General features: G+C 31.0%; 19 protein-coding genes. 13 read left to right on the top strand and 6 right to left on the bottom strand.

Features of this window, described 5'->3' with window-relative positions:
* Positions 1 to 41: 41 nt before the first annotated feature.
* The 6 genes from EI427_RS11660 to EI427_RS11635 all read left to right on the top strand — a co-directional run bounded on the left by EI427_RS11660 (position 42) and on the right by EI427_RS11635 (position 4946).
* On the top strand, positions 42 to 440 hold the full coding sequence (locus tag EI427_RS11660) for a hypothetical protein (protein WP_126614799.1): 399 nt from the start codon (positions 42 to 44) through the stop codon (positions 438 to 440).
* A gap of 133 nt (positions 441 to 573) precedes the next feature.
* Positions 574 to 1053 (top strand): GNAT family N-acetyltransferase, encoded by a 480-nt coding sequence (locus EI427_RS11655; protein ID WP_170178451.1) that lies wholly within the window; start codon positions 574 to 576, stop codon positions 1051 to 1053.
* 2 nt (positions 1054 to 1055) lie between these two features.
* Positions 1056 to 2030, top strand: a complete 975-nt coding sequence (locus EI427_RS11650; RefSeq protein WP_126614795.1) for a YheT family hydrolase — start codon at positions 1056 to 1058, stop codon at positions 2028 to 2030.
* Complete coding sequence (locus EI427_RS11645) at positions 2027 to 2254, top strand: hypothetical protein (RefSeq protein WP_126614793.1); 228 nt, start codon at positions 2027 to 2029, stop codon at positions 2252 to 2254. Before EI427_RS11650 ends, EI427_RS11645 begins: the two co-directional genes overlap by 4 nt.
* Before the next feature lie 211 nt (positions 2255 to 2465).
* The gene (locus EI427_RS11640; protein ID WP_126614791.1) at positions 2466 to 4337 is read left to right on the top strand and encodes a glycoside hydrolase family 13 protein; all 1872 of its coding nucleotides are present in this window, start codon (positions 2466 to 2468) and stop codon (positions 4335 to 4337) included.
* 177 nt (positions 4338 to 4514) lie between these two features.
* Positions 4515 to 4946, top strand: coding sequence for a hypothetical protein (locus EI427_RS11635; protein WP_205727852.1), 432 nt, complete (start codon positions 4515 to 4517; stop codon positions 4944 to 4946).
* Positions 4947 to 4976: 30 nt separating this feature from the next.
* Here EI427_RS11635 and EI427_RS11630 read toward each other — a convergent pair whose 3' ends face one another.
* Positions 4977 to 5774 (bottom strand): inositol monophosphatase family protein, encoded by a 798-nt coding sequence (locus EI427_RS11630; protein WP_126614788.1) that lies wholly within the window; start codon positions 5772 to 5774, stop codon positions 4977 to 4979.
* A gap of 161 nt (positions 5775 to 5935) precedes the next feature.
* Between EI427_RS11630 and EI427_RS11625 the strand changes: the two genes are divergently transcribed.
* The gene (locus EI427_RS11625) at positions 5936 to 6553 is read left to right on the top strand and encodes a DUF4251 domain-containing protein (RefSeq protein ID WP_126614786.1); all 618 of its coding nucleotides are present in this window, start codon (positions 5936 to 5938) and stop codon (positions 6551 to 6553) included.
* A gap of 87 nt (positions 6554 to 6640) precedes the next feature.
* Here EI427_RS11625 and EI427_RS11620 read toward each other — a convergent pair whose 3' ends face one another.
* Entirely contained in the window at positions 6641 to 8953 is a 2313-nt protein-coding gene (locus EI427_RS11620) for a transglycosylase domain-containing protein (protein ID WP_126614784.1), read from the bottom strand.
* 523 nt (positions 8954 to 9476) lie between these two features.
* Between EI427_RS11620 and EI427_RS11615 the strand changes: the two genes are divergently transcribed.
* The 5 genes from EI427_RS11615 (at position 9477) to EI427_RS11595 (ending at position 13384) form a co-directional block, all read left to right on the top strand.
* The gene (locus EI427_RS11615) at positions 9477 to 9926 is read left to right on the top strand and encodes a cold-shock protein (RefSeq protein ID WP_126614782.1); all 450 of its coding nucleotides are present in this window, start codon (positions 9477 to 9479) and stop codon (positions 9924 to 9926) included.
* A gap of 114 nt (positions 9927 to 10040) precedes the next feature.
* The gene (locus EI427_RS11610; RefSeq protein WP_126614780.1) at positions 10041 to 10589 is read left to right on the top strand and encodes a DUF1697 domain-containing protein; all 549 of its coding nucleotides are present in this window, start codon (positions 10041 to 10043) and stop codon (positions 10587 to 10589) included.
* Between the two features lie 50 nt (positions 10590 to 10639).
* On the top strand, positions 10640 to 12280 hold the full coding sequence (locus EI427_RS11605; RefSeq protein ID WP_126614779.1) for a hypothetical protein: 1641 nt from the start codon (positions 10640 to 10642) through the stop codon (positions 12278 to 12280).
* A gap of 124 nt (positions 12281 to 12404) precedes the next feature.
* Complete coding sequence (locus EI427_RS11600) at positions 12405 to 12830, top strand: MarR family winged helix-turn-helix transcriptional regulator (RefSeq protein ID WP_126614777.1); 426 nt, start codon at positions 12405 to 12407, stop codon at positions 12828 to 12830.
* A gap of 2 nt (positions 12831 to 12832) precedes the next feature.
* On the top strand, positions 12833 to 13384 hold the full coding sequence (locus EI427_RS11595; RefSeq protein WP_126614775.1) for an NADPH-dependent FMN reductase: 552 nt from the start codon (positions 12833 to 12835) through the stop codon (positions 13382 to 13384).
* Between the two features lie 44 nt (positions 13385 to 13428).
* On the opposite strand, the gene EI427_RS11590 is transcribed toward EI427_RS11595, so the two are convergent.
* Positions 13429 to 13821 (bottom strand): hypothetical protein, encoded by a 393-nt coding sequence (locus EI427_RS11590; RefSeq protein WP_155523289.1) that lies wholly within the window; start codon positions 13819 to 13821, stop codon positions 13429 to 13431.
* Positions 13822 to 13931: 110 nt separating this feature from the next.
* Positions 13932 to 14516 (bottom strand): Crp/Fnr family transcriptional regulator, encoded by a 585-nt coding sequence (locus EI427_RS11585; protein WP_126614771.1) that lies wholly within the window; start codon positions 14514 to 14516, stop codon positions 13932 to 13934.
* Positions 14517 to 14664: 148 nt separating this feature from the next.
* On the opposite strand from EI427_RS11585, the gene EI427_RS11580 reads away from it, so the two are divergent.
* A complete protein-coding gene (locus EI427_RS11580; protein WP_126614769.1) occupies positions 14665 to 15249 on the top strand; it encodes an NAD(P)H-dependent oxidoreductase in 585 nt (194 codons plus the stop codon).
* Positions 15250 to 15333: 84 nt separating this feature from the next.
* Here EI427_RS11580 and EI427_RS11575 read toward each other — a convergent pair whose 3' ends face one another.
* Both EI427_RS11575 and EI427_RS11570 read right to left on the bottom strand, forming a co-directional pair.
* Entirely contained in the window at positions 15334 to 16575 is a 1242-nt protein-coding gene (locus tag EI427_RS11575) for an aminotransferase class I/II-fold pyridoxal phosphate-dependent enzyme (RefSeq protein WP_126614767.1), read from the bottom strand.
* 261 nt (positions 16576 to 16836) lie between these two features.
* Positions 16837 to 21087 (bottom strand): CHAT domain-containing protein, encoded by a 4251-nt coding sequence (locus EI427_RS11570; RefSeq protein WP_126614765.1) that lies wholly within the window; start codon positions 21085 to 21087, stop codon positions 16837 to 16839.
* Positions 21088 to 21225 lie beyond the last annotated feature (138 nt).

Genomic DNA, 21225 nt, shown 5'->3' with positions numbered 1-21225 from the left:
GAACTTACCTATAACCTCTTTAAATTTAAATGGCTATACTAATGAGTAAATTAATTAACTATTATTCTGTAATTATCGTTTCTGTTTTATTACTGACTTCTTGTGGTACACAGAAGGAGATTAGTAATTCATGGTACCAATCTACAGTCAGTTTTCAAAATGTCAATACCCAGTTTGAAGGGTATCAAATTGGGGTCAAAATAATTGACAATAGAGCAACTGTAGAAATCTTTGGAGAAGAAATGCATGAGATCTACAGGTTAACAGAGTCAACACTATCTGATAAAGTGACTTTTATCTCGAATGATAATGATTCACGCTTTAATAGTGCTGAGTTGACTATTGATAATTATGATCAAGCAGACATTTCTAAAATTATCGTCTCCTTTATGGATAAAACAAATGGAATCCGTATTTTAGGAAAAGAATTGAGTATGTAAAAAATACTAACAGTAAAAAAAGGAAGTCGAAAGGCTTCCTTTTTTTATTACATTTTAGGTTAATAAGAATGGAATGTATTTTATAATGTTATTTGCATTACTTTTGTGACCTAATTAACTAGTAATGTATTATATGTATTCTATTAGAGTAATAAGACCTAATGATAATGTTTTTATTGAAAAAATAATAAAAGGAGCATTAGAAGAACATAACGCAGCCTTACCAGGTACTGCTTATTTTGATAAACAATTAGGAGAATTATCAAAAGTATATGCAGAAAATGGAATTGAGTATTTTATTTTAGAAGAAAATAATAAAGTAATTGGAGGTGCTGGTATAGGTAAATTAATTGGTGCAGATAATTCAGTATGTGAACTCCAAAAAATATACCTTTCTAGAGAGGGGAGAGGTAAAGGTTATGGTCAAAAACTATTGAATTACTGTTTAACTTTTGCTAAAGACAATGGGTATACTTCATGTTATTTAGAAACAATGCCTGAATTAGTGAAAGGAGTAGCTCTCTATAAACGTCTAGGTTTTAAAAATCTAGAAGCCCCTTTAGGAAATACATCTCACCATGGATGTAATATATGGATGATTAAAGAATTATAAATATGCCTGTAGTTAACTCTATGTACTTGCCGGATTTAATTTTTAGAAACGGTCATATAAATACAATTGCAGCAAATAGATTTCAGAAGAAAAAAACTCCAATATTTAATAGGAGAAGATATTTTACCCTCGATAAAGATTTTTTTGATGTTGATACAATTCTCAACAACCATAAGATGGCAATTATTCTATTGCATGGATTAGAAGGGTCATCCTCTTCTCCATATATTTTAGAAATGTCAGATTACTTTTCTAGTTATTATGATATTTGGGCAATCAATCATAGAAGTTGTAGCGGTGAACCTAATACAAAATACTATTCTTATCATAGTGGTAAAACAGATGACCTTGATTTATTAGTCAATGAAATAGCCGATGAGTATGATAAAATAATGATTATTGGTTTCAGTTTAGGAGGGAATATCACCTTAAAATATTTAGGAGAAAAAGCTCAAAAAATTAATCAAAAAGTAATTGGTGCAGTTGCTATCTCAGTTCCATGTGATTTAAATACATCAGCAAAGACATTACAATTAAGAAGTAATTGGCTCTATTTAAATAATTTTTTGAGGTCTTTAAAGTTAAAAGCTATTCAAAAATTAGAAACATTTGACCCATCCTCAGAAAAAATCACTAAAATTGCAGCAGCAAAAACATTTGTAGCTTTCGACGATGAATATACGGCTCCAGCACATGGCTTTAGAGATGCTGAAGATTATTGGACAAAATGTAGTTCAAAGCAGTTTTTAAGAGGAATAATCAAACCAACATTAATTATTAATGCATTAGATGATCCTTTTCTCTCAAAAGAGTGTTACCCATATTATGAAGCGGAACAGAATAAAAATGTTTTTTTAGAAACACCTAAATATGGAGGACATGTAGGCTTTTTAATATCCTTAAATAAGCAAAGGTGGTATTTAGAAAGAGTCCTCAACTTTATTCAACTAATAACAAACAAAGAAAATTTTTCATGATAGGTTATATTTTTACATTAATAGGAGTTGCAGCAGTAATTTTAGCAGTTACAGTTTTTAGAGATGATACTGTAATTAAGTGGGTTTTAGCTTGTAGCTCGTTTCCTTTATTTGTAATTGGTGCTTTTATTAAGTTTAAAACACTTGTTGAAATGAGGAAAGAAATGGATGAGAAAGTAGCAGAAGCTGCAAAAAAGAAAGATGAAGAAGCAAAAAGTAAATAACATTGATTATTAGCATGTTTACCTAGTAAATGACTTAAAAGTCATATAGATGCTGTTTTTGAGTGTTTTGTTTACTTTGTATTTCTCTTTGTATACTTTTTGTACCCTGGTTATTATTGTAAATTTATAATTAAACCCTCATGTTTGTAGTGTCTTAGATACACATATAGAAGATAATGAAATTTTAATTATATACTTATTTACAATGAACATGAAAAGAATAACACTCGCCTTAACTTTAATGTTGTTTGCTGCTTTTCAATTAGCTTCTGCTAAAACAAAAGTATCAATTGATAGAGTTGAACCAGCATTTTGGTGGGCCGGTATGGAGCACCCAGAGTTACAATTGTTAATTCACGGTAAAGAGATCTCAAATTTAACACCTTCATTATCTTACGAAGGTGTACAGTTAGACCAAACAATAAAAGTAGAAAATGCTAATTATCTATTTTTAATATTAAAGATTTCGGATGATGTAAAAGCCGGATCATTCCCAATTGAATTTAAGCAAAAAGGTAAAGTAGTTTTCACTTATAACTACGAATTAAAAGAAAGAAGAGAGAATTCTGCAGGCCGTCAGGGTTTTTCTAATAAAGACGTAATGTATTTAATTACTCCCGACCGTTTTGCAAATGGAGTTCCTGAAAATGATACAGTAGATGGTTTAAAAGAAGCTGCAGATCGTTCAAATATGTCTGGTAGACACGGTGGTGACATCCAAGGAATTATAAACAACTTAGATTATATTCAAGATTTAGGTTTTACAGCGCTTTGGGTAAACCCTCTTTTAGAAAATGATATGGAAGTATATTCATATCATGGTTATTCTACAACAGATTATTATAAAATTGACGAGAGATTCGGTTCTAATGAAGATTATGTACGCCTATCTGCTGAAGCAAAGAAAAGAGGTATAAAATTGATTATGGATCAGATTGAAAACCACTGTGGTCTTGACCATTGGTGGACAAAAGATCTTCCAACAGCTGATTGGTATAACTACCAAGATTTAGAGAAAAAACCTTATTCAACACATCAAAGAGTTTCTTTAGCTGATCCTTATGGAACAGAAACTGATAGAAAAGGACATGCTGATGGATGGTTTGTAGATTCAATGCCTGATTTAAATCAAAAGAACGAGCTATTAGCTAATTATTTGATTCAAAACTCAATTTGGTGGGTAGAGTTCGGAGATCTTGGAGGTATTAGACAAGATACTTATTCATATCCAGATGCTAATTTTATGGCAGAATGGTCTCGTAGAATTATGCTAGAATATCCTAACTTCAATATTGTTGGAGAAGAATGGTCAGAAAATCCTGCAATTGTTTCGAGATGGCAAAAAGGAAAAGTGAATGCAAACGGATATGAATCTTATTTACCTTCACTTATGGATTTTCCTGTTCAAGCAGCATTAAAGCGTTCATTAAATAAAGAAATCGCTCCTTACTCAAATACTTTTAATGAAGTATATGAAACACTAGCTGCAGATTTCTTATATGCTGATCCTTATAACTTAGTTATTTTCCCCGATAATCATGATACACCTCGTTTTTTTAACCAAGTAAATGAAAATTATGACTTGTTTAAAATGGGATTAATGTACATCTACACAACAAGAGGGATACCTCAAATTTTCTACGGAACAGAGATTTTAATGGGTAATGTAGATCATCCGGAAGATCATGCTTACATCCGTGAAGATATGCCTGGTGGATGGGAAGGTGATAAAGCCAACGTTTTTAAAGGTGAAGGTTTATCTAAAGAACAAGAAGATGCATTGTACTTTGTAAAAACATTGACAACATTTAGAAGAGATACTCCAGCATTACACGATGGTAAATTAAAACAGTATGCTCCTGCAAATGAAATTTTTGTAATGTTTAGATTTGATGAGTCTACTAAAGTTATGACAATCTTTAATAAGAACGTTGAAGATAAAGATGTAGAGTTAGCTCATTATGAAGAATCTCTTCAAGGTGCAAAATCTGCTAAGAATGTTTTAACGGGCGAAACTTATGATCTATCAAAAGGTACTTTAAAAGTTCCTGCAATGACATCATTGATGTTAGTGATTGAGTAATAGTCGATAACACTCTAAATTATATTGAAAAAGGCTAGTGAAAATTCAACTTTTTACTAGCCTTTTTTGTTATTGAAATATATGACGTCTAGAAATATTTTTAGTTTTTCTAAAAAAAGCAATACTTTTGTTGTCAACCTTCTACTTTGAGTTGTCATAAGGATGAATAAAAATATTATGATGAAAAAGACAATTATTTATATACTTCCAATATTAGCATTATTTATTTCCTGTGACCTTACTGATGATGAACCTTTAGTATTGACTACTGACCCTATAACTCATGTTTTTCATGATGCTCAAGAGGTTGAAGTTGAAGATTCATTATCCCAATTAAGTATTGATGTAAAAATAGTAGGTTGGAAAAAAGACGAAAGAGGATATTATAATTTACATTACAGATTTGTAAACCTATCCTCTAATGAAGTAGATGATAAAAACACAATATCATATAAAAAGATACAGATAAAAGATGATGTATTGACTGAAAATTTATTTTTCGAAGATCTTGATAGTTTAACAGACTATAAGATTGAGTTAAAGTCATCTTATAAAGACGAATTTACTTCTTCTAATTTTTATAATTTATCCACAAAGGGAATTAACTAGTTATAAATAAGGAAGGAAAAAATGGAATAGTTAACTATTCCATTTTTTGTATATAATAGATTGCATCTCTTTATGTATAACTGGTGGAGCTGCAATAATTTCTCTGTCTTCTATAAATGTATCTTCATTAGAAAAAGTAGTTACTGTTCCTCCTGCTTCTTTTACAATAATACTTCCTCCAGCAACATCCCATGCATTAAGGTTATATTCAAAAAAGCCTTCAAGTCTACCACAAGCAACATAAGCTAAATCAACTGCAGCAGAACCAAGCCTACGAATACCATGACAACCTTTCATCATGCCCATAAGGATATTCATATATTGAGGCATTTTTTCAAAATTGTAATAAGGGAAGCCTGTTGCAATTAGACCACTTTTTAAATTTTGCTGACTAGAAACAGAAATAGGAACGCCATTTAGAAAAGCCCCTCCATCTTTCCAAGCATAAAAACACTCGTTTAAGTTTACTTCTCTAACTACTCCTAAACAATAATCTGTTGTAGATATTAGTGCAATACTTATTGAGAAAATTGGAATTCCATGAATAAAGTTTGTTGTTCCATCTAAAGGATCAATAATCCATTTTAATCCATTTTTCGAACTTCTATTTGTACCTTCTTCACCAATAAACCCTGCATCAGGAAGGATTTTCATTAATCCATCAACAATTTTCTTTTCTGCAGTTTTATCAACATAAGATACTAGGTCATTTAAACCTTTGTACTCAATTTTAGAACTATCAAAGTTTGTTCTCTCTTCTGCAATAAAAGAAGCAACTTCATCAGTAAGCTTTACTACTTTATGACAAATATCTTTATAGTCCTGCATAGTTTAATTTATTGTTAGATTAATACTAATTGTAATTACGATTACAACTTTTTTTCAATTACTATTCAATTATAGTTATAAATTGATACTATTTAATCATTATCTAAAATTTATGTTTGAAAAAAGTGCGTTATATCAATTACACTTAAACAAAAAATAAAATGAAAAATATTCAATCAATTAATCGCATCTTAGGTCTATTATTTTTACTTACAATCTCATTTGGCGTAGGAAATAGTTTTGCTCAAGATACAGCTACTAAAAAAGAAACTAAAGCTGAGAAAAAAGCAGCAAAGAAAGCCGCTAAAGAAAAGAAAAAAGAAGCACGTTTAGAAGAAGAGCAAGTAGAACATGCTCAAAATATTGCTGCAATTAATAATAAGACATATACATTGGAAGCTAACCAAGCTTTTGATCGAAGAGGAAATATGGTAAACGTAGACCCTTCTATTAACTTTGTAAAAGTAACTGGAGATAGAGCTGTAGTTCAGTTATCATTCACTCAATTAGTTGGTTTTAATGGAGTAGGAGGTGTTACTGTCGATGGTAATATTTCAGATTATAAAGTAACTACCAATCCTAAAAACCAAATGACACGTGTTACTTTCCATGTACAAGGACCTACAATGATGGCTGATGTTTCTATTGAATTAGAAGCTGATGGTAGTTGGGCTAACTCTTCAGTAGAAGGAGATTTTAGTGCAGCAGAATTAAAATTTAGAGGCGAATTAAAACCTAATTCTTTAAGTTCTTCTTATGAGGGTACAACTCGTTACTAGAAAGAAAATTAAGATTTAAATAATTAGAAAAAAGCGGAGCAACTACAGTTGTCCGCTTTTTTTACGTTTAAATATTATTGCTGATTATTAGTTTTGTTGCCTTCGTTTTTTTCGTTCCTCTCTTCGTTTTTTTCTCTCTTGTCTTTTAGTTTCTTTTTCCTCTTCAGTTTTTTTCTTAAAAACATTATTAAAAAACATCTGAACATCAGTTCCTTCTTTGTAATCTTCACAATCTAATGCTCCATCCAAATAATGTGGTAAAGCAGGAAAGTAAGTAAAAAGCTCATGAGATAGTTCTTTGTTTTTTTCAACTTTCTGAAGAGTTAAGGCAGTAATTGGTAATGCCAATGTACTACCTGTACCATATCTACCTGTATTAAAATGAATAGATTGGGAAGAAGCTCCAACTCTAGTCACCATTACTAAATTAGGATTAAAAGAGGCAAACCAAGCATCTCCATAACTTTGTGAGGTTCCTGTCTTTCCTGCAAGTGGTAATCTAACACCGTAAACACTCCTCATAGAAGCACCTGTTCCATTATTCAATGCTTTCTGTAAAATTGCACTCATAAGTAGAGAAGATTCCTCACTAATTACTCTTTTAGATACCACAGCTTCCGATGATTCATAGATTACCTTACCATCAGGTGTTTTAATTGACGTGATAAAACGTGGATTGATTAAATAACCTCCATTTGCAAATGAAGAATACGCACGAGCAAGTTCTAATAAACTAGCATCTGATGTTCCAAGTGCAGTAGAAGGGTAATCTTTGATTTCATAAGAAAATTCCATCTTTTCCCATAATTCTTTTAGATTAGAATAACCGACAGTATTATAGAGATTGACAGTTGGAATATTTAATGATTTAGCTAATGAGGCAGCCATAGAATACATTCCTCCATTTGTTTTACTATAGTTTTCTGGTTGCCACGCTTCCTCATCATTCGTTTCTGGCATTTCGTTTTTCAAGTATTTACAAGGGCGAATGCCTTTCTCTAATGCAGCAGTATATAAGATAGGTTTAAAGGTTGAAGCCAACTGTCTTTTGGCGGTAACTTGATCGTAAGGATGCGTTCTAAAATCAATACCACCAACCCAAGCTTTAATAAATCCATCTTGAGGGTTTAATGCTAAAAAGCCAGCATGTAATAAAGTAAGCTCCTTTCTAATACTATCAGATAAAGACAGCTCTGCAGTTTTTGTACCTTCCCAAGTAAAATACTCTCTCATTTCTTTGGGATCACTATCATTTAATCTTTTAAGATGTTTTGCAACGATACTATCAAGCTCTTTTTTACTTGTTCCGCTTTTATATTGCTTCTCAATTAAATTTTGCATTTTCCCGAGCTGCTTTTGAAAAGCTTGAAGAGTATAATATTGAAGTTGAGCGTTTAATGATGTTGTAATCACTAAACCATCACTTTCTATATCTAAATGAGAATTATGTTTTTTATTATATTCTGAAATGATTTTTTGAGCATTTCTTTTAACATGCACCAAGAAGTAATTTGCAATACCCTGATTCTCGGGGTTAGCATAGTCAAGCTTCAAAGGCAATTTTACAATAGAATCATATTCACTTTTTGATATGTAATCATACTTTTGCATTTGATGTAGAACAACACTTCTTCTTTTTAGAGAGTGTTTAGGATATAGCCTTGGGTTGTAATAGGTATTTGCTTTTAGCATACCGATTAAAACAGCACTTTCTTCAATTTTTAAATCACTTACCTTTTTATTGAAAAAGCGTTCAGATGCAGATTCTATACCGTAAACATCTTCACCAAATGGAATAGTGTTTAGGTACATACTGAGTAGTTCTTCTTTTGAAAATAACTCTTCTAATTGTTGAGCAATTTTAATCTCATTAGATTTATTTATCAGCATAGAGAAAGGGCCATAGTCTTTTCTCCCAAACATGTTTTTTGCAAGTTGTTGTGTTATTGTACTACCACCTCCACTACTTTTATCTCCTAATAAAATACTCTTAATTAAAACACGAATAACACTTCTAGAGTCGACTCCTTCGTGTTCAAAGTACCTTGCATCTTCTGTTGCAACCAGTGCATTTACTAGATGTTTAGGTAATTGATCGTAACTAACATTTGTTCTATTTTCTGCAAAGAACTTACCTAAAAGAATATTATCTTCTGAGTAAACAACAGAAGCTGTTTCATTTTCAAAATTGATTAGTTCTTCGTCTGAATAAGAAGAACCAAAAACACCTGATAAGAAAAGAAGAATGAAAAGTAAACCAATACCTATAATGCCAAAACAGCCGCCAAGTACTTTATTCTTGTGCAAGGTTAAGTAGTGATAAAAGGCTTTTACTTTCTGAATTATAATAGTAAGATAGGGAATGACATAGTTTTGCCATACCTCATGAAATTTGTTCATTATTTATTTAGTAATACTAAAACTTAGAGTGGGGAATTGTTTGCAAAAATACACTAACAATTTCTTAATCACTAATCAGTTGACCAATAGAAGTAGCTATTGGTTGTTAATTAGTTTTATTAAATGATAAAATTTGATGGATACTTATAAAAACGTTTTATTTGCATTATTAAATATTTCGGAATCATAAGAGTACGAAGTCTACTTCTAAGTGAGAATTTTAATTGAAAAATAAGAAAGAGTAAAAAAAAATCATAATAAATTTAATTGTACTTAAATGCTAAAAATCAGTGTTATAGGAAGTGATATTCTGGTTTTTTGTAAATAAATGTATGAAAAATATATGATTTACTTTCATTCTTACTTTAGATTTTGATTTATGTTCCTACTTTTGTATAATGTAGTTTACATGAAAATCACTTTTACTATGAAAAATTTAGATTTTCATGAAAAACAGAATTAATTATGTTAATTAATTCTTTTCTAAAATTAAGAAGAGTACTTCTATCATAAAACAAATTTAATGGCAAGATCACAACAGTCCTTCAACAAAAAAGAAAAAGAAAAAAAACGTCAGAAGAAAAAAGAGGAAAAAGCTAAACGTAAAGAGGAGCGCAAAGAAAACTCTCCTGGTGGTGGTTTAGATAGCATGATGGCATATGTGGATGAATTGGGTAACATTACTGATACTCCTCCAGATCCAGATTTAGAAAGAGAAGAGATCGATGCTTCTACTATTGAAATTGCTACTCCTAAAATGGAGGATATCGAAATTGATCCAGTCCACAGAGGACGCGTTGAATTTTTCAATGATCAAAAAGGTTTCGGTTTTATCAAAGATCTTGATACACAAGAGAAATTCTTTGTTCACGTGAACGGTTTAGTAGACCAAATAGAAGAAGGTGATAAAGTAACTTTTGAGTTAGAAAAAGGAATGAAAGGTATGAACTGTGTAAATGTGAACAGAAAATAATTTCACAGCACATATACTTTCTTAATTATATAACCTCTACTTCAATACTTTTTATTGAGGTAGAGGTTTTTTGCTTTATATTCGTGAAGCATTCAACTATACAACTCAGACTTTATGAATTTTCTGGCAATTTTAAGAGGAATAAATGTAGGTGGTAAACGGAAAATACTAATGAAAGATCTTAAAGAGCTTTTTGAAGTAAATGGTTTTCAAAATATCATTACATATATTCAAAGTGGTAATATTTTATTTTCTACAGCAGAATTACAAGACGCTATTCAAGTAGAAAATTTGATAGAAAAAGAAATACTAGCACGTTTTGGATTTAACGTTCCTGCAATAGTTATTTCTGTTCCGGAAGTGAAAATTGCTATTAAAGAAAATCCATTTTATAAAGATGAAACCGATATTAGTCAATTACATTTAACTGTTCTCCGTTCTGCACCCGACGAGGATTTAATTACAGATCTAAAAGAGAAAGAGTTTAATGGAGATCATTTTGAAGTAATCGGACGAAAAGTATTTATAAAATGTAAAGGTAAATACAGTCAATCTAAGCTTACAAATCAATTGTTTGAAAAGAAATTGAAGGTAATAGCAACAACAAGAAACTGGAAAACCGTTTTGAAAATTCAACAATTAATTGAAGATAAAATCGATTAGTATTTCTTCAATTACCCAAAAATAATGTTACTAACTAAATTACAATTATAATGAAACACAGTATATTCTATCTCTTCTTTTTTTTACTACTCCTTGCAATTTCTTCTTACTTTATTTTGCCAACAATAGCTTACGGTTTTACTGCTTGGGCTATGCTTTTATTTTTTGTTTCTGGAGTTTTTGTTTTCTTAGAAACAACAAGAGTAAAAGAGAAGCCTTCAGTTATTAGAAATGTAGCAGTAGGTGTAATGGTCTTGTCACTTTTGTATTCTATTGTACTACCTTTCTTTACTTCGTGGGCATTATTTAGAAGCGAAGACTATAGGAACCTAATTGGTGAGGTTAAAAAAGGAGAAAACTTTACAAATCACGTTGCTCCAATTTCTACAGAAGAAATTCGAATTGTAGATAATGATATGGCAGATCGTTTAGGAGATAAAGTACTAGGCTCTATTCCATCATTAGGTAGTCAGGCACATTTAGGGCAGTTCAGCATTCAAAAAGTTAAAGGTAAATTATATTGGGTTGCACCATTAATGCATTCTGGCTTTTTTAAGTGGAATAATAACAAAGAAGGAACTCCCGGTTATGTTATGGTTTCTGCAACTAACGAGAGAGACGTTACATTAGTACAAGAAGTAGAAGGTAAACCTGTAAAAATTAAGTATCAATCTGCAGCTTTCTTTATGTCAGATCTAGAGCGTCATATTTACTTTAATGGATACATGACAAAAGGCTTTACGGATTATTCTTTCGAAATTGATGACAATGGAAAGCCATATTGGATTATTACTTTATACAATAAAGAAGTTGGATTTTCTGGAGATAATGCTGTAGGAATTTTAACAGTAGATGTAGAAAATGGAGACATTACGGAATATGCGATAGAAGATACACCTCAGTGGATTGATAGAATTCAGCCTGAAGACTTTATTGTTAGTCAGTTGAATGATTGGGGAGAGTATGTTTTGGGCTATTTCAATTTCTCTAATGAGAGGAAATTAACCACCACGAGAGGAATGTCTTTAGTTTATGGATCTAACGATAGAGCATATTGGTATACAGGGTTAACATCTGTAGGTAATGATGAAGGTACAGTTGGTTTTGTATTGGTAGATACAAGAACAAAAGAAACAATATGGTACAAACAGGTGGGTGCTACAGAACAAGCTGCTAGACAATCTGCAATGGGTAAAGTACAAGAAAAAGGGTATTATGCTTCTTTTCCAATAACATATAATATTAATGGTATTCCTACTTATGTGATGTCTCTAAAAGATAATGCAGGTTTAATAAAAATGATTGCCATGGTATCTGTAGAAGATTACACAATTGTAGGCGTAGGTAATAATATTAAAGAAGCTTTAAGAGCCTATAAGAATAGTATTAATAGTAGAGGGAATTCTGTCATTCCCAATAGTTATGTAAACACTTATATAATTAGTTCTACTATTTCTAGAATTAAGAAAGATATAACAAATGGAAGTACAAATTACTATATAATGATTGATGACCTAGATTCTAAAATATTTATTGGGTCATCTTTAATTTCTAGTGAACTACCAATTACTCAAGTAGGAGATAGTGTAAACATCAAATATGATGATGGAGCAAATGAGTTAGTAGATATTGTTAGCTTTGATAATCTTAATATTCGACTTAAAAAAACAGATAAAAAAATTCAAAACTAGAAGCATAATAACTGATTTATGAAGAAACCTATTCAGAAATGGATAGGTTTTTTTTATTGATTAGTTGTATAATAACAAAAACATTACTACTATTGTATATACATTGATTGTTTAAACAAATAAAATGAAAAACTCAAATTATATAAAGGCGGTATATCAAATTATTACCACAGGGCACTGGATTACTGATCGTGTGGGTAGTGAATTAAAAGGTTTTGGAATTACAGAACCACAATTTAATGTATTAAGAATATTAAGGGGGCAGCATGGGAACCCTATTACAGTATTTGAAATTTTAGAAAAAATGGTTCAGAGATCTAGTAATATAACACGTATTGTGGATAAATTATTAGAAAAAGGACTTGTAAATAGAGTAGAGTGCCCAACCAATAGAAGAAAAATGGATATAACCATCACTTCAAATGGGTTAGAAACTTTAAAAGAATTAGATAAAAAAGTTGAAAAACTTCACGAACCTCTACAGAATAATCTGACGGAAACTGAAGCAGAAACTTTAGCAAAATTAATTATTAAATTAAAAGGAGAGTAACTATGAAAAATGTATTAGTATTTGGAGCAACAAATTCAAAAGAATCAATAAATAAGCAATTAGCTCTTTGGGCAGGTAATCAATTAGAAAATGTAAATGTATCTACCTTAGATTTGAACGATTATGAAATGCCAATATATAGCATTGATAAAGAAGGTGCATCAGGTATTCCTAAAGAAGTAGAAGTTTTTAAAGCAGAGATAGCAAAAGCAGATGCAATAATTATTTCTTTTGCAGAGCATAACGGAAATTATACAGTAGCTTATAAAAATATATTTGATTGGGTTTCTAGATCAACAAGAGAAGTGTATCAAAACAAACCTGTATTTGTTTTAGCTTCTTCTCCTGGACCTGGAGGTGCGAAAAGTGTTTTAAATATTGCTACATCATCTCTACCTTACGCAGCAGCTGATGTTAAAGGCAGTTTCTCATTGCCATCGTATCATAATAATTTCACTGTCGAAGAAGGTATTAAAGAAGGTGCTTTAAATGAACAATTTCAATCTGAATTTAAGAAGTTTAAAGAGGCTATTCTCGTATCAGAATCGGTATAAAAATTAGGCTTCATAATATTAAATTATGAAGCCTTTTTTATGTTTTAATTTCTATTGTATTGTCCTAAATAAAAGGAGCCATACAAGCAAATTATAGAATAAATTATGAGTGAATATTTATAGGTGGTTCCAAGAAACTCAGACTGATGCATAATCAGGAGTATCATGCCTATAAAATATAATTTTTCTATTGTAGAATAGATTGCTACGGGAACTCTTAAAGCGGGTACTTTCGAAGCAACAATCATTAAAAATCCAATCAAGCATACTATATAAGACCAGTAACTAGAATAAATGTTAGTTGCTGGTAGAATTGCGGTGTCTAATCCGAATGGAAAAATAGTATCACTTGTTGGGGATAGAATCGTTAATAAACCACTAATAACTGTAATTAAACCTGCTACATTAAAATATAGCTTTGTTTCTCTTTCTGACATAAATAACATAAATAACATAAATGTAAATTAATTTTTGGAAAGACAAAAGTAGGTTGATGTCAATCAAAAATGAATACATTGTTTGCTAATAAAGGTGATTTAAGAGAAAATTAGGATCTTTTTGACATTTCTTTTCTTATTCTACTTAGGCTTTCTGTTGTAATACCTAAGTAAGAAGCTAAATGATAGTTTTTAACAGAGTTTTCTATTGTTGGATACTGATTAATAAAAGTTTCATACCTTTCTGTAGCATTTTGAGATAGATTACCTAAAATCCTTTTCTGGTATCCAATGATTGAACCTTCTAACTTAGATCTGTATAATTTATTGAATATAGGTACCTGAAAACATAATTTTTCTAGGTCTGCTCTATGTACTATAAATATTGATGTATCTTCTAAGCTTTCAATATTAAGAATTGCTTTAGTTTGAGAAAAATAGGCAATCATATCACTTATCCACCAGTCATGAACAGCAAATTGTATAGTATGTTCTTTTCCTTTTTCGTCAATAAAATAAGTTCTTAAGCAGCCATCAATTACATAAAAGATAGTATCTACATCTTGTCCATTAAGAAGTAAAATTTCACCCTTTTTTATTTTTTTTTCTTTAAATACATTACGCAATAATTCTGCTTCTTGTACAGAAACACTAAGATTTTTGAAAACATCAAAATCAAATAGATCTTTGGCCATTTTATAATAGATTATTGTAAAACTTCTAACTAAGTTAATTTATTTTTTATTAATCTTAAATAAGAAGTTTAATAAATCCTATTGATAACAACAACTGTGAAAAATAAAGCGTAAAACTAATAATATGTTAAAACTTATCTCACAGAAAATGAAAAAGATTTTAGTAATCAATGGAGCTCAAAAATTCCTTCACTCTCAAGGGAGTTTAAATAAATCAATAACTGAATTATCTGTTAATTATTTAGAGAATAGAGAGGGCTTCGAAGTGAAATTTACGAATGTAGATGATACTTACATTATTGAAGAAGAGGTTGAAAAGTTTGTATGGGCTGATGTAATTATTTATCATACACCAATTTGGTGGTTTTCTATTCCTTTTGGGTTTAAAAAATATATAGATGAAATATTAACTCATGGTGAGAATAAAATATATGTAAGTGATGGTAGACATAGAGTCGAACCAAAACTACACTATGGAACAGGAGGTTTGTTGAAAGGTAAAAAATATATTTTGACAACATCGTGGAATGCTCCTGAAGAAGCATTTACACTAGAAAACGAGTTCTTTGATCAGAAAAGTGTTGATGAAGGAGCAATGTTTGGTTTTCATAAAATGAACTCATTTATTGGGTTAGAAAAGTTAGGTACATATCATTTTTATGATGTTATGAAGGATCCTAAAATAGAACAAGATTTTAAAAATTATACAGCTTTATTAGACGAGCTTCTTTAAGCTAAGGTTGATAAGGAATTACTTTATATACAAAAAGGCTATCATTTTTAAAATGATAGCCTTTTTATGTGCATATAGGTTTACCTATTTCTTAGCAGCAGCTAATTGTACACAAACTGCTAAAACGCGCATTGCAAGCTTAATTTCACCCATAGAAGGTAAAGTTGGGGCAATTCGAATATTTTCATCCTTAGGGTCATTCTTATAAGGGAATGTAGCACCTGCAGCCGTTAGTTTAACACCTGCATCAGATGCTAATTTCACCACCTGTTTAGCTGTACCTTTAGGAACATCAAGGCTAATAAAATAACCACCTTTTGGAACTGTCCAAGTAGCAATTTTCTTTCCGCCTAATTCTTTTTCTAAAATCTCTATTACAGCATCAAACTTAGGAGCAATAATAGCAGCATGTTTCTTCATGTGTTTTTGAACACCTTTGAAATCTTTAAAGAAACGTGCGTGTCTTACTTGGTTGATCTTATCAGGTCCAATAGTAGACATAGATAAATGAGCTTTCATCCAGTTGATATTAGATGCAGAAGCACCCATACCAGCAACACCAGAACCTGCAAAAGATATTTTAGAGAACGAACCGTAAATTAATACTCTTTCGTCGTTACCTTCTTTTTTACAAGCTTCAAGGATGTTTTCTAACTCATCTTGCTCTTTTGATAAATGATGAACTGTATAAGCATTATCCCACATAATACGGAAGTCCTTAGCCGCAGTAGTCATCTTAGCAAGACGTTTTACTGTTTTCTTAGAACACGTAATACCTGTAGGATTAGAATATTTAGGAACTACCCAAATACCTTTAATAGTTTTATCTTCTGCAACTAATTTCTCTACAACATCCATATCAGGACCTTTATCCGTCATAGGGACTGTAACCATTTCAATTCCGAAATGTTCACAAACAGAAAAGTGTCTGTCATATCCAGGAGAAGGACATAAGAACTTCACTTTAGCTTGTTGTCCCCAAGGCTTTTTGCTTTCAGGAAAACCATGTGACATTGCTCTAGCAAGTGTATCATGCATCAAAGTAAGTGATGAGTTACCACCAACAATTACTTCATCAGTAGAAGAAACTTCTAAGAAATCTTTGAAAATCTCTTTCATTTCAGGAATACCGTCTAACCCACCGTAGTTACGAGTGTCAGCGCCTGCAAGAGTTTTATAATCTTTAGAAGTAACTAAATCTAACATAGGTAATGATAGGTCAAGTTGCTCTGCACCTGGTTTACCTCTTGTCATGTCCAAAGCTAAACCTTGTGCTTTGTACTCTTCGTACTTCTTTTGTAATTCTTTCTTTGTTAGTGAAGCCATTGTATTGTGTTAAGAAATTAAAGCTTTCTAAAATCTTTTTTATAGTTCAAAACTAGAGGTTATTTTTTATAATTTAAATTTTTAAGCTGTTTTTTTGAGAGATATTTAATTTATTTCCCACTTAGTAACGAAAATTAAAAACATCGTGATAATTATAACACGTTTTTAATGTTTGGTGATATAAAAATGAATTTATAAGAAATGAAAAAGGGAATACATCTCGTTCAGATGTATTCCCTTTCATTTTTGAAGTATATATTTTTAGATTTTCCCAAGCATAATAAATGCTCCCCAATATTTTGGTTCAGGGTATTCTTCTCTAAGTTCTTTTTTTGCCATTTCAAAAGCAAGACGCTTATTGTGTCCTTCTTTTAACCATAAATGATAAAAGTTGGTCATTAATTTCTGTGTTGCTTCATCAGAAACTTCAAACAAACTCATGATAATATTATCAGCTCCTGCTACAAGAAAAGCTCTTTGTAAACCATAAACTCCTTCACCAATTTTGTTGTCACCTTTACCCGTTTCACAAGCAGATAAAACAACTAATTCAGTGTTGTCAAAGTTAAGGTTCATCGCTTCATAAGCAGTTAGTACACCTTCTTCTTTATTAAATTCATAAACATTATCTGTAGCCATTAAATCACCTGCATTCGTTAAAAGTAGCCCAGATCTAAGTAATGGATTTATTGTTTCTTGTTTTTTGAATAAAGATTGTGTCCCATTTCCATCCATATCATCTAAGAAAAAACCGTGCGTAGCAATATGAAATACTCTTGGAGATTCTAATTCTTTAACTGCAGTTTCTGTAGCTTGTTTATTTAAGTAAACAAGGTCAACAGTATGGTCTTCTGTTCTTAGTAACTCATCTAATGCTTTAATCTCTTTATAAGTACCAGGAAGCTGTGTAATTGCTCTAGATGTATAGGTGTTGTATTGGTCAGGAGATAAATCCTTATAAAATACAGGGTTACCAAATAGAGAAATATTCATGTTTTTATTCTCTTCGGTTGCAGGAGTTAAAAGATCTGAAGTTGTACTTGTTAAAACAATATGGTTATGATCAATAATATAATCGCCCTTATCAATATCAACAGGAATAGACTCTAAATTTATTTGATTATAAACTCCATCAGAAGATAAATATACAGTTGTTCCTTCACCGACAACTTCATGTATTGGTTTCCAAAAAGAAGTATATGATTCATCATCAGGGAAACCAAAAATTAAATTAGATTTATAAAAACCTAAACTTTCATCTTCTAAAGTATTTCCGTTAGGAATAACTTTAATGATAGGAGCAGAAGAAGTTTTAGGTGTAATAATTAATGCTGCATATGTAATAGAATCTGTATAAACATTCGTGAAATTTCTAAAACGAACAATTTCTACTGCTGCTTCTCCCTCTTTTAATGTTTTCTGAATATTCTTCCAAGAAGGAGCATTTGAAGTGTTATCAGCAAAAATACTTGAACGTTCACTTAGTTGCTTCTCGAGAACATTTATTTCTCTTTCCAATGCTTTAACATTGATGTTTTCATCAAGTTGTTGCTCAAGACTCATAGAATAGGCAAGCGTAAGTACTTCTTTTTTATCTACCCAATTATTAAATTCTCTTATAAGGAGTGTATCTCCACTATTAATAATTTGATTTCTAATCTTAACAGAAGAGCTTAATAATAAAGGTTTTGTTTCTAGAGCGTAATTAAACATCAAACGGTTTAATTTCTTTTTTCCAGATTCTAATGTCAGACTATAAAAGAAATCGTAATCGTTACGAATTGATTGCCAATATTTAGATTTTTCTTTTGCACTTAATACAGGGAAATACTTTTCAATAAAGTTAGTATGTTCTTTTAGAGTAATTTGTGCATATTTTTCTGCTTTAGAATATTTTCTTTCACCAAAATAAGCTTGAGACCTTTTTAGAGTAGTCTTAATATAAAGAGGGTGTGTTGAATGGAAAATTTTACCATATGTTTTCTGAGAAGAAGCATAATACTCTTGTGCTTCAATAAACTTTTCTCTTCTCATTTCAAGGTCACCAAGAAGCGATTCAATTTCAGCTGAATTGGTATTGGTATCATTTCCTAACTTATCAATCCAAATTTGATTGGCTTGTTTCAGTAAATCTTCAGCTTCGTTATATTTTCCTACTTCAATTTTTGCGAGTGCATAGTTCTTTAATGCAATAGCAAATACAGGGTTGTCTTTACCTAATTGAATTGCAATAATATCAACAGCATCTTTAAAGAGGTACAATACATCATTCGGGTTATAACCCATGTACAGATCTATAAGTGCTAATTGCGTATATCCTTTAGCTACTTCAGTATGTCTATCTCCATAAATTTCTTTAGAGATTTTTATTTGTTTTTGAGTAACTTCTTGAGCAAACTCATAGTTACCCATTGCTACTGCAATTTCAGATTGTACTTCTAAAGGATCAATGGATTGTTTAGCATCTTCTCCAAAAATAGCTTCACTAATAGTAAAAGCTTTCATAGCGATAGAATCAGCCGCAATATATTCACCCTTTAAATAAGATAAACGGGCAAGTTGAGTATAAGGGACAATTAGTAATCTACTGTTAGTACCAAATCTTTCAATTCTATGTTCTAAAGATTGGTTGATTATATCTTCTGCCTGAGAGAAATATTCTTTCTTTAAATACACAATAGCATGTGTATCTGCAAAGCTAGATGAAGCAATTTTACCAGGAGATTTTTTAGACAATCGGTTGGCGTAAGTTAAATTATTCGTCGCTTCATCGTACTGACCAGTAATTGCTTGAAAACGAGCTGCCGTTTCTAAAGCTTTTGCATGTTCAATATTTTGCGTTCCTTTTCTGTAATGATGCTTTTCGTATAAACTTAAAAGTTCAGAGATTTGAGCATCTGCTTCAGAGTAATTTCCTAAATCCATAGCATAAGCAGCAGTACCTTGTAAGCCAGATGCATATTCTAAATGATCTTCTCCATAATATTCTGCATAGGCTTTTTTAATACTAGCACTTAATGTTGCTGCTTTTTCAGTTTGCCCCATTAAAGAATAGTAATTAGCTCTTTCTCTTTCTGCTTCAAGTCTTTTATAGTGATGAGGGTTTAATCGATTCTCTATAATTGGCAAGTGTTCTGTGAAAATGCTATCAGCTAAATCAAACTTATCGGTAAATATTGTAAAGTATGTAGCTTCTTCTACTTTTGCGATATGATAAGCAAGAGCATCATTACCAATAGTTTTTTCTGTTGCATGAATGTATTCATTAAGTGCTTTTTCTGCTAAATCTTGATCTTCAATAGCAATTCCAATTTTATAAAGTAACTCATTAATTAAAATGTATTCTTTATGGTTTTTAGGAATAGAAGCATCGGCAAATACATCATTTACTTTACTTAATGATTTGTTAAAGTTGCCTCGTAAATAATCATCTTTAGCTACTAATCTTTCAGATTTTGCTTGTTTTAAACTGTTCTTTCCAAAATAAAGAGAAGTATTTGTGTCAAATTCCCATTGTGTTTTATCACCTTTAAAATTAAAACGTTGCCAAGCGTAGTAATCTACTAAGTCTTCTTGAATATCAAAATATACTTTATGACTAATTCCTAAAACGCGTTCTGCTCTGTAAATATTTTTTTCGAGCATCTTTTTAGGTTCCAACGGATCAACCTTACTTTCTATTAAGTTAAGTGTACGTTCGTGGTAGTTTACAATGTAACTCTCATCATCAGTACGAATGTTATCCTTAATCCAAATTTCTGCTTTCATTAAAATGCTGTCAGCAGTTTGGTAGTCGCCCATTAAGCGGTATAGTTTTCCTTCCGTGGTTAAACTATATGCGTATTTACGTTTAAGACGTATTTTTTCTCTGTTAGAAAAGTCCTTCTCTTTAAATTTATTGGACCTTGTATGGTACAGTGTAGCACTTGTGCTAGTGGCTAAATCGTAATCAAACTTTTGCCAATCAGAAATTTGAACTAAAGCTTCTGTATAGTATCCTTTTTCTAAATTAAGTTGCGTTTGCACCTTAGTTTTGAGCATTGCGTAATCCGAAGAGCGTTCTGCTAAAACAGTAAGCTTTTCATTGGATTTCATTATTTCTAATGCTTCATTAAATAATGTCGAAGCACTTACAATATCAGAATATTGAATATATAAATCAGAAGCAAGCAGTAGGGTATATACATAGCCAAATTCTGCATTTTTTCTTTTCTTAGCAATAGTAAGAAATGCATTTGTAGATGTTTCAAACTCTTCAAACTGCGTTAGTGCTAGTTGGTATCTAGCTCTTTGGTAAAGAACATCAATGAGTGCGGAATCTCTCTTTTTAGCTAATTGTAAAGCTTTGTAATTCCACTCAATTGCCTTTTTGTATTCTCCATCGTCGGCATATTTCTGACTAACTTGTAAGATATTATCTATCTTGTCGTTAACTTTATCTGCATTGGCATTTACAGATGTAAATAATAGTAGGGAAATGCCTAATAAGAATAGTGTATATTTATTAATCATAGTAGGTTTCTATTGAAGTCTGAGTGATAATCAATAAACGTTTGTTTTTTGGTGATCATTAATTGGGGTAAATGTAAACAAAATTTAACAGAAAGTCATTGTTTAAATACTTTTGCATTGATTATAACCTCTATACCT

The organism is Flammeovirga pectinis (assembly GCF_003970675.1).
GTDB lineage: Bacteria > Bacteroidota > Bacteroidia > Cytophagales > Flammeovirgaceae > Flammeovirga > Flammeovirga pectinis.
The sequence above is the reverse complement of the archived record's forward strand: the minus strand, read 5'-3'. Positions and strand labels throughout refer to the sequence as shown.

Bases quoted from the DNA above. Each gene is read 5' to 3' on its own strand.
- EI427_RS11570 (WP_126614765.1), bottom strand. From the start codon at position 21,087: ATGATTAATAAATATACACTATTCTTATTAGGCATTTCCCTACTATTA.
- EI427_RS11660 (WP_126614799.1), top strand. From the start codon at position 42: ATGAGTAAATTAATTAACTATTATTCTGTAATTATCGTTTCTGTTTTA.
- EI427_RS11615 (WP_126614782.1), top strand. From the start codon at position 9,477: ATGGCAAGATCACAACAGTCCTTCAACAAAAAAGAAAAAGAAAAAAAA.
- EI427_RS11585 (WP_126614771.1), bottom strand. From the start codon at position 14,516: ATGGCCAAAGATCTATTTGATTTTGATGTTTTCAAAAATCTTAGTGTT.
- EI427_RS11620 (WP_126614784.1), bottom strand. From the start codon at position 8,953: ATGAACAAATTTCATGAGGTATGGCAAAACTATGTCATTCCCTATCTT.
- EI427_RS11650 (WP_126614795.1), top strand. From the start codon at position 1,056: ATGCCTGTAGTTAACTCTATGTACTTGCCGGATTTAATTTTTAGAAAC.
- EI427_RS11590 (WP_155523289.1), bottom strand. From the start codon at position 13,821: ATGTCAGAAAGAGAAACAAAGCTATATTTTAATGTAGCAGGTTTAATT.
- EI427_RS11605 (WP_126614779.1), top strand. From the start codon at position 10,640: ATGAAACACAGTATATTCTATCTCTTCTTTTTTTTACTACTCCTTGCA.
- EI427_RS11645 (WP_126614793.1), top strand. From the start codon at position 2,027: ATGATAGGTTATATTTTTACATTAATAGGAGTTGCAGCAGTAATTTTA.
- EI427_RS11600 (WP_126614777.1), top strand. From the start codon at position 12,405: ATGAAAAACTCAAATTATATAAAGGCGGTATATCAAATTATTACCACA.
- EI427_RS11595 (WP_126614775.1), top strand. From the start codon at position 12,833: ATGAAAAATGTATTAGTATTTGGAGCAACAAATTCAAAAGAATCAATA.
- EI427_RS11655 (WP_170178451.1), top strand. From the start codon at position 574: ATGTATTCTATTAGAGTAATAAGACCTAATGATAATGTTTTTATTGAA.
- EI427_RS11575 (WP_126614767.1), bottom strand. From the start codon at position 16,575: ATGGCTTCACTAACAAAGAAAGAATTACAAAAGAAGTACGAAGAGTAC.
- EI427_RS11610 (WP_126614780.1), top strand. From the start codon at position 10,041: ATGAATTTTCTGGCAATTTTAAGAGGAATAAATGTAGGTGGTAAACGG.
- EI427_RS11640 (WP_126614791.1), top strand. From the start codon at position 2,466: ATGAAAAGAATAACACTCGCCTTAACTTTAATGTTGTTTGCTGCTTTT.
- EI427_RS11625 (WP_126614786.1), top strand. From the start codon at position 5,936: ATGAAAAATATTCAATCAATTAATCGCATCTTAGGTCTATTATTTTTA.
- EI427_RS11580 (WP_126614769.1), top strand. From the start codon at position 14,665: ATGAAAAAGATTTTAGTAATCAATGGAGCTCAAAAATTCCTTCACTCT.
- EI427_RS11630 (WP_126614788.1), bottom strand. From the start codon at position 5,774: ATGCAGGACTATAAAGATATTTGTCATAAAGTAGTAAAGCTTACTGAT.
- EI427_RS11635 (WP_205727852.1), top strand. From the start codon at position 4,515: ATGATGAAAAAGACAATTATTTATATACTTCCAATATTAGCATTATTT.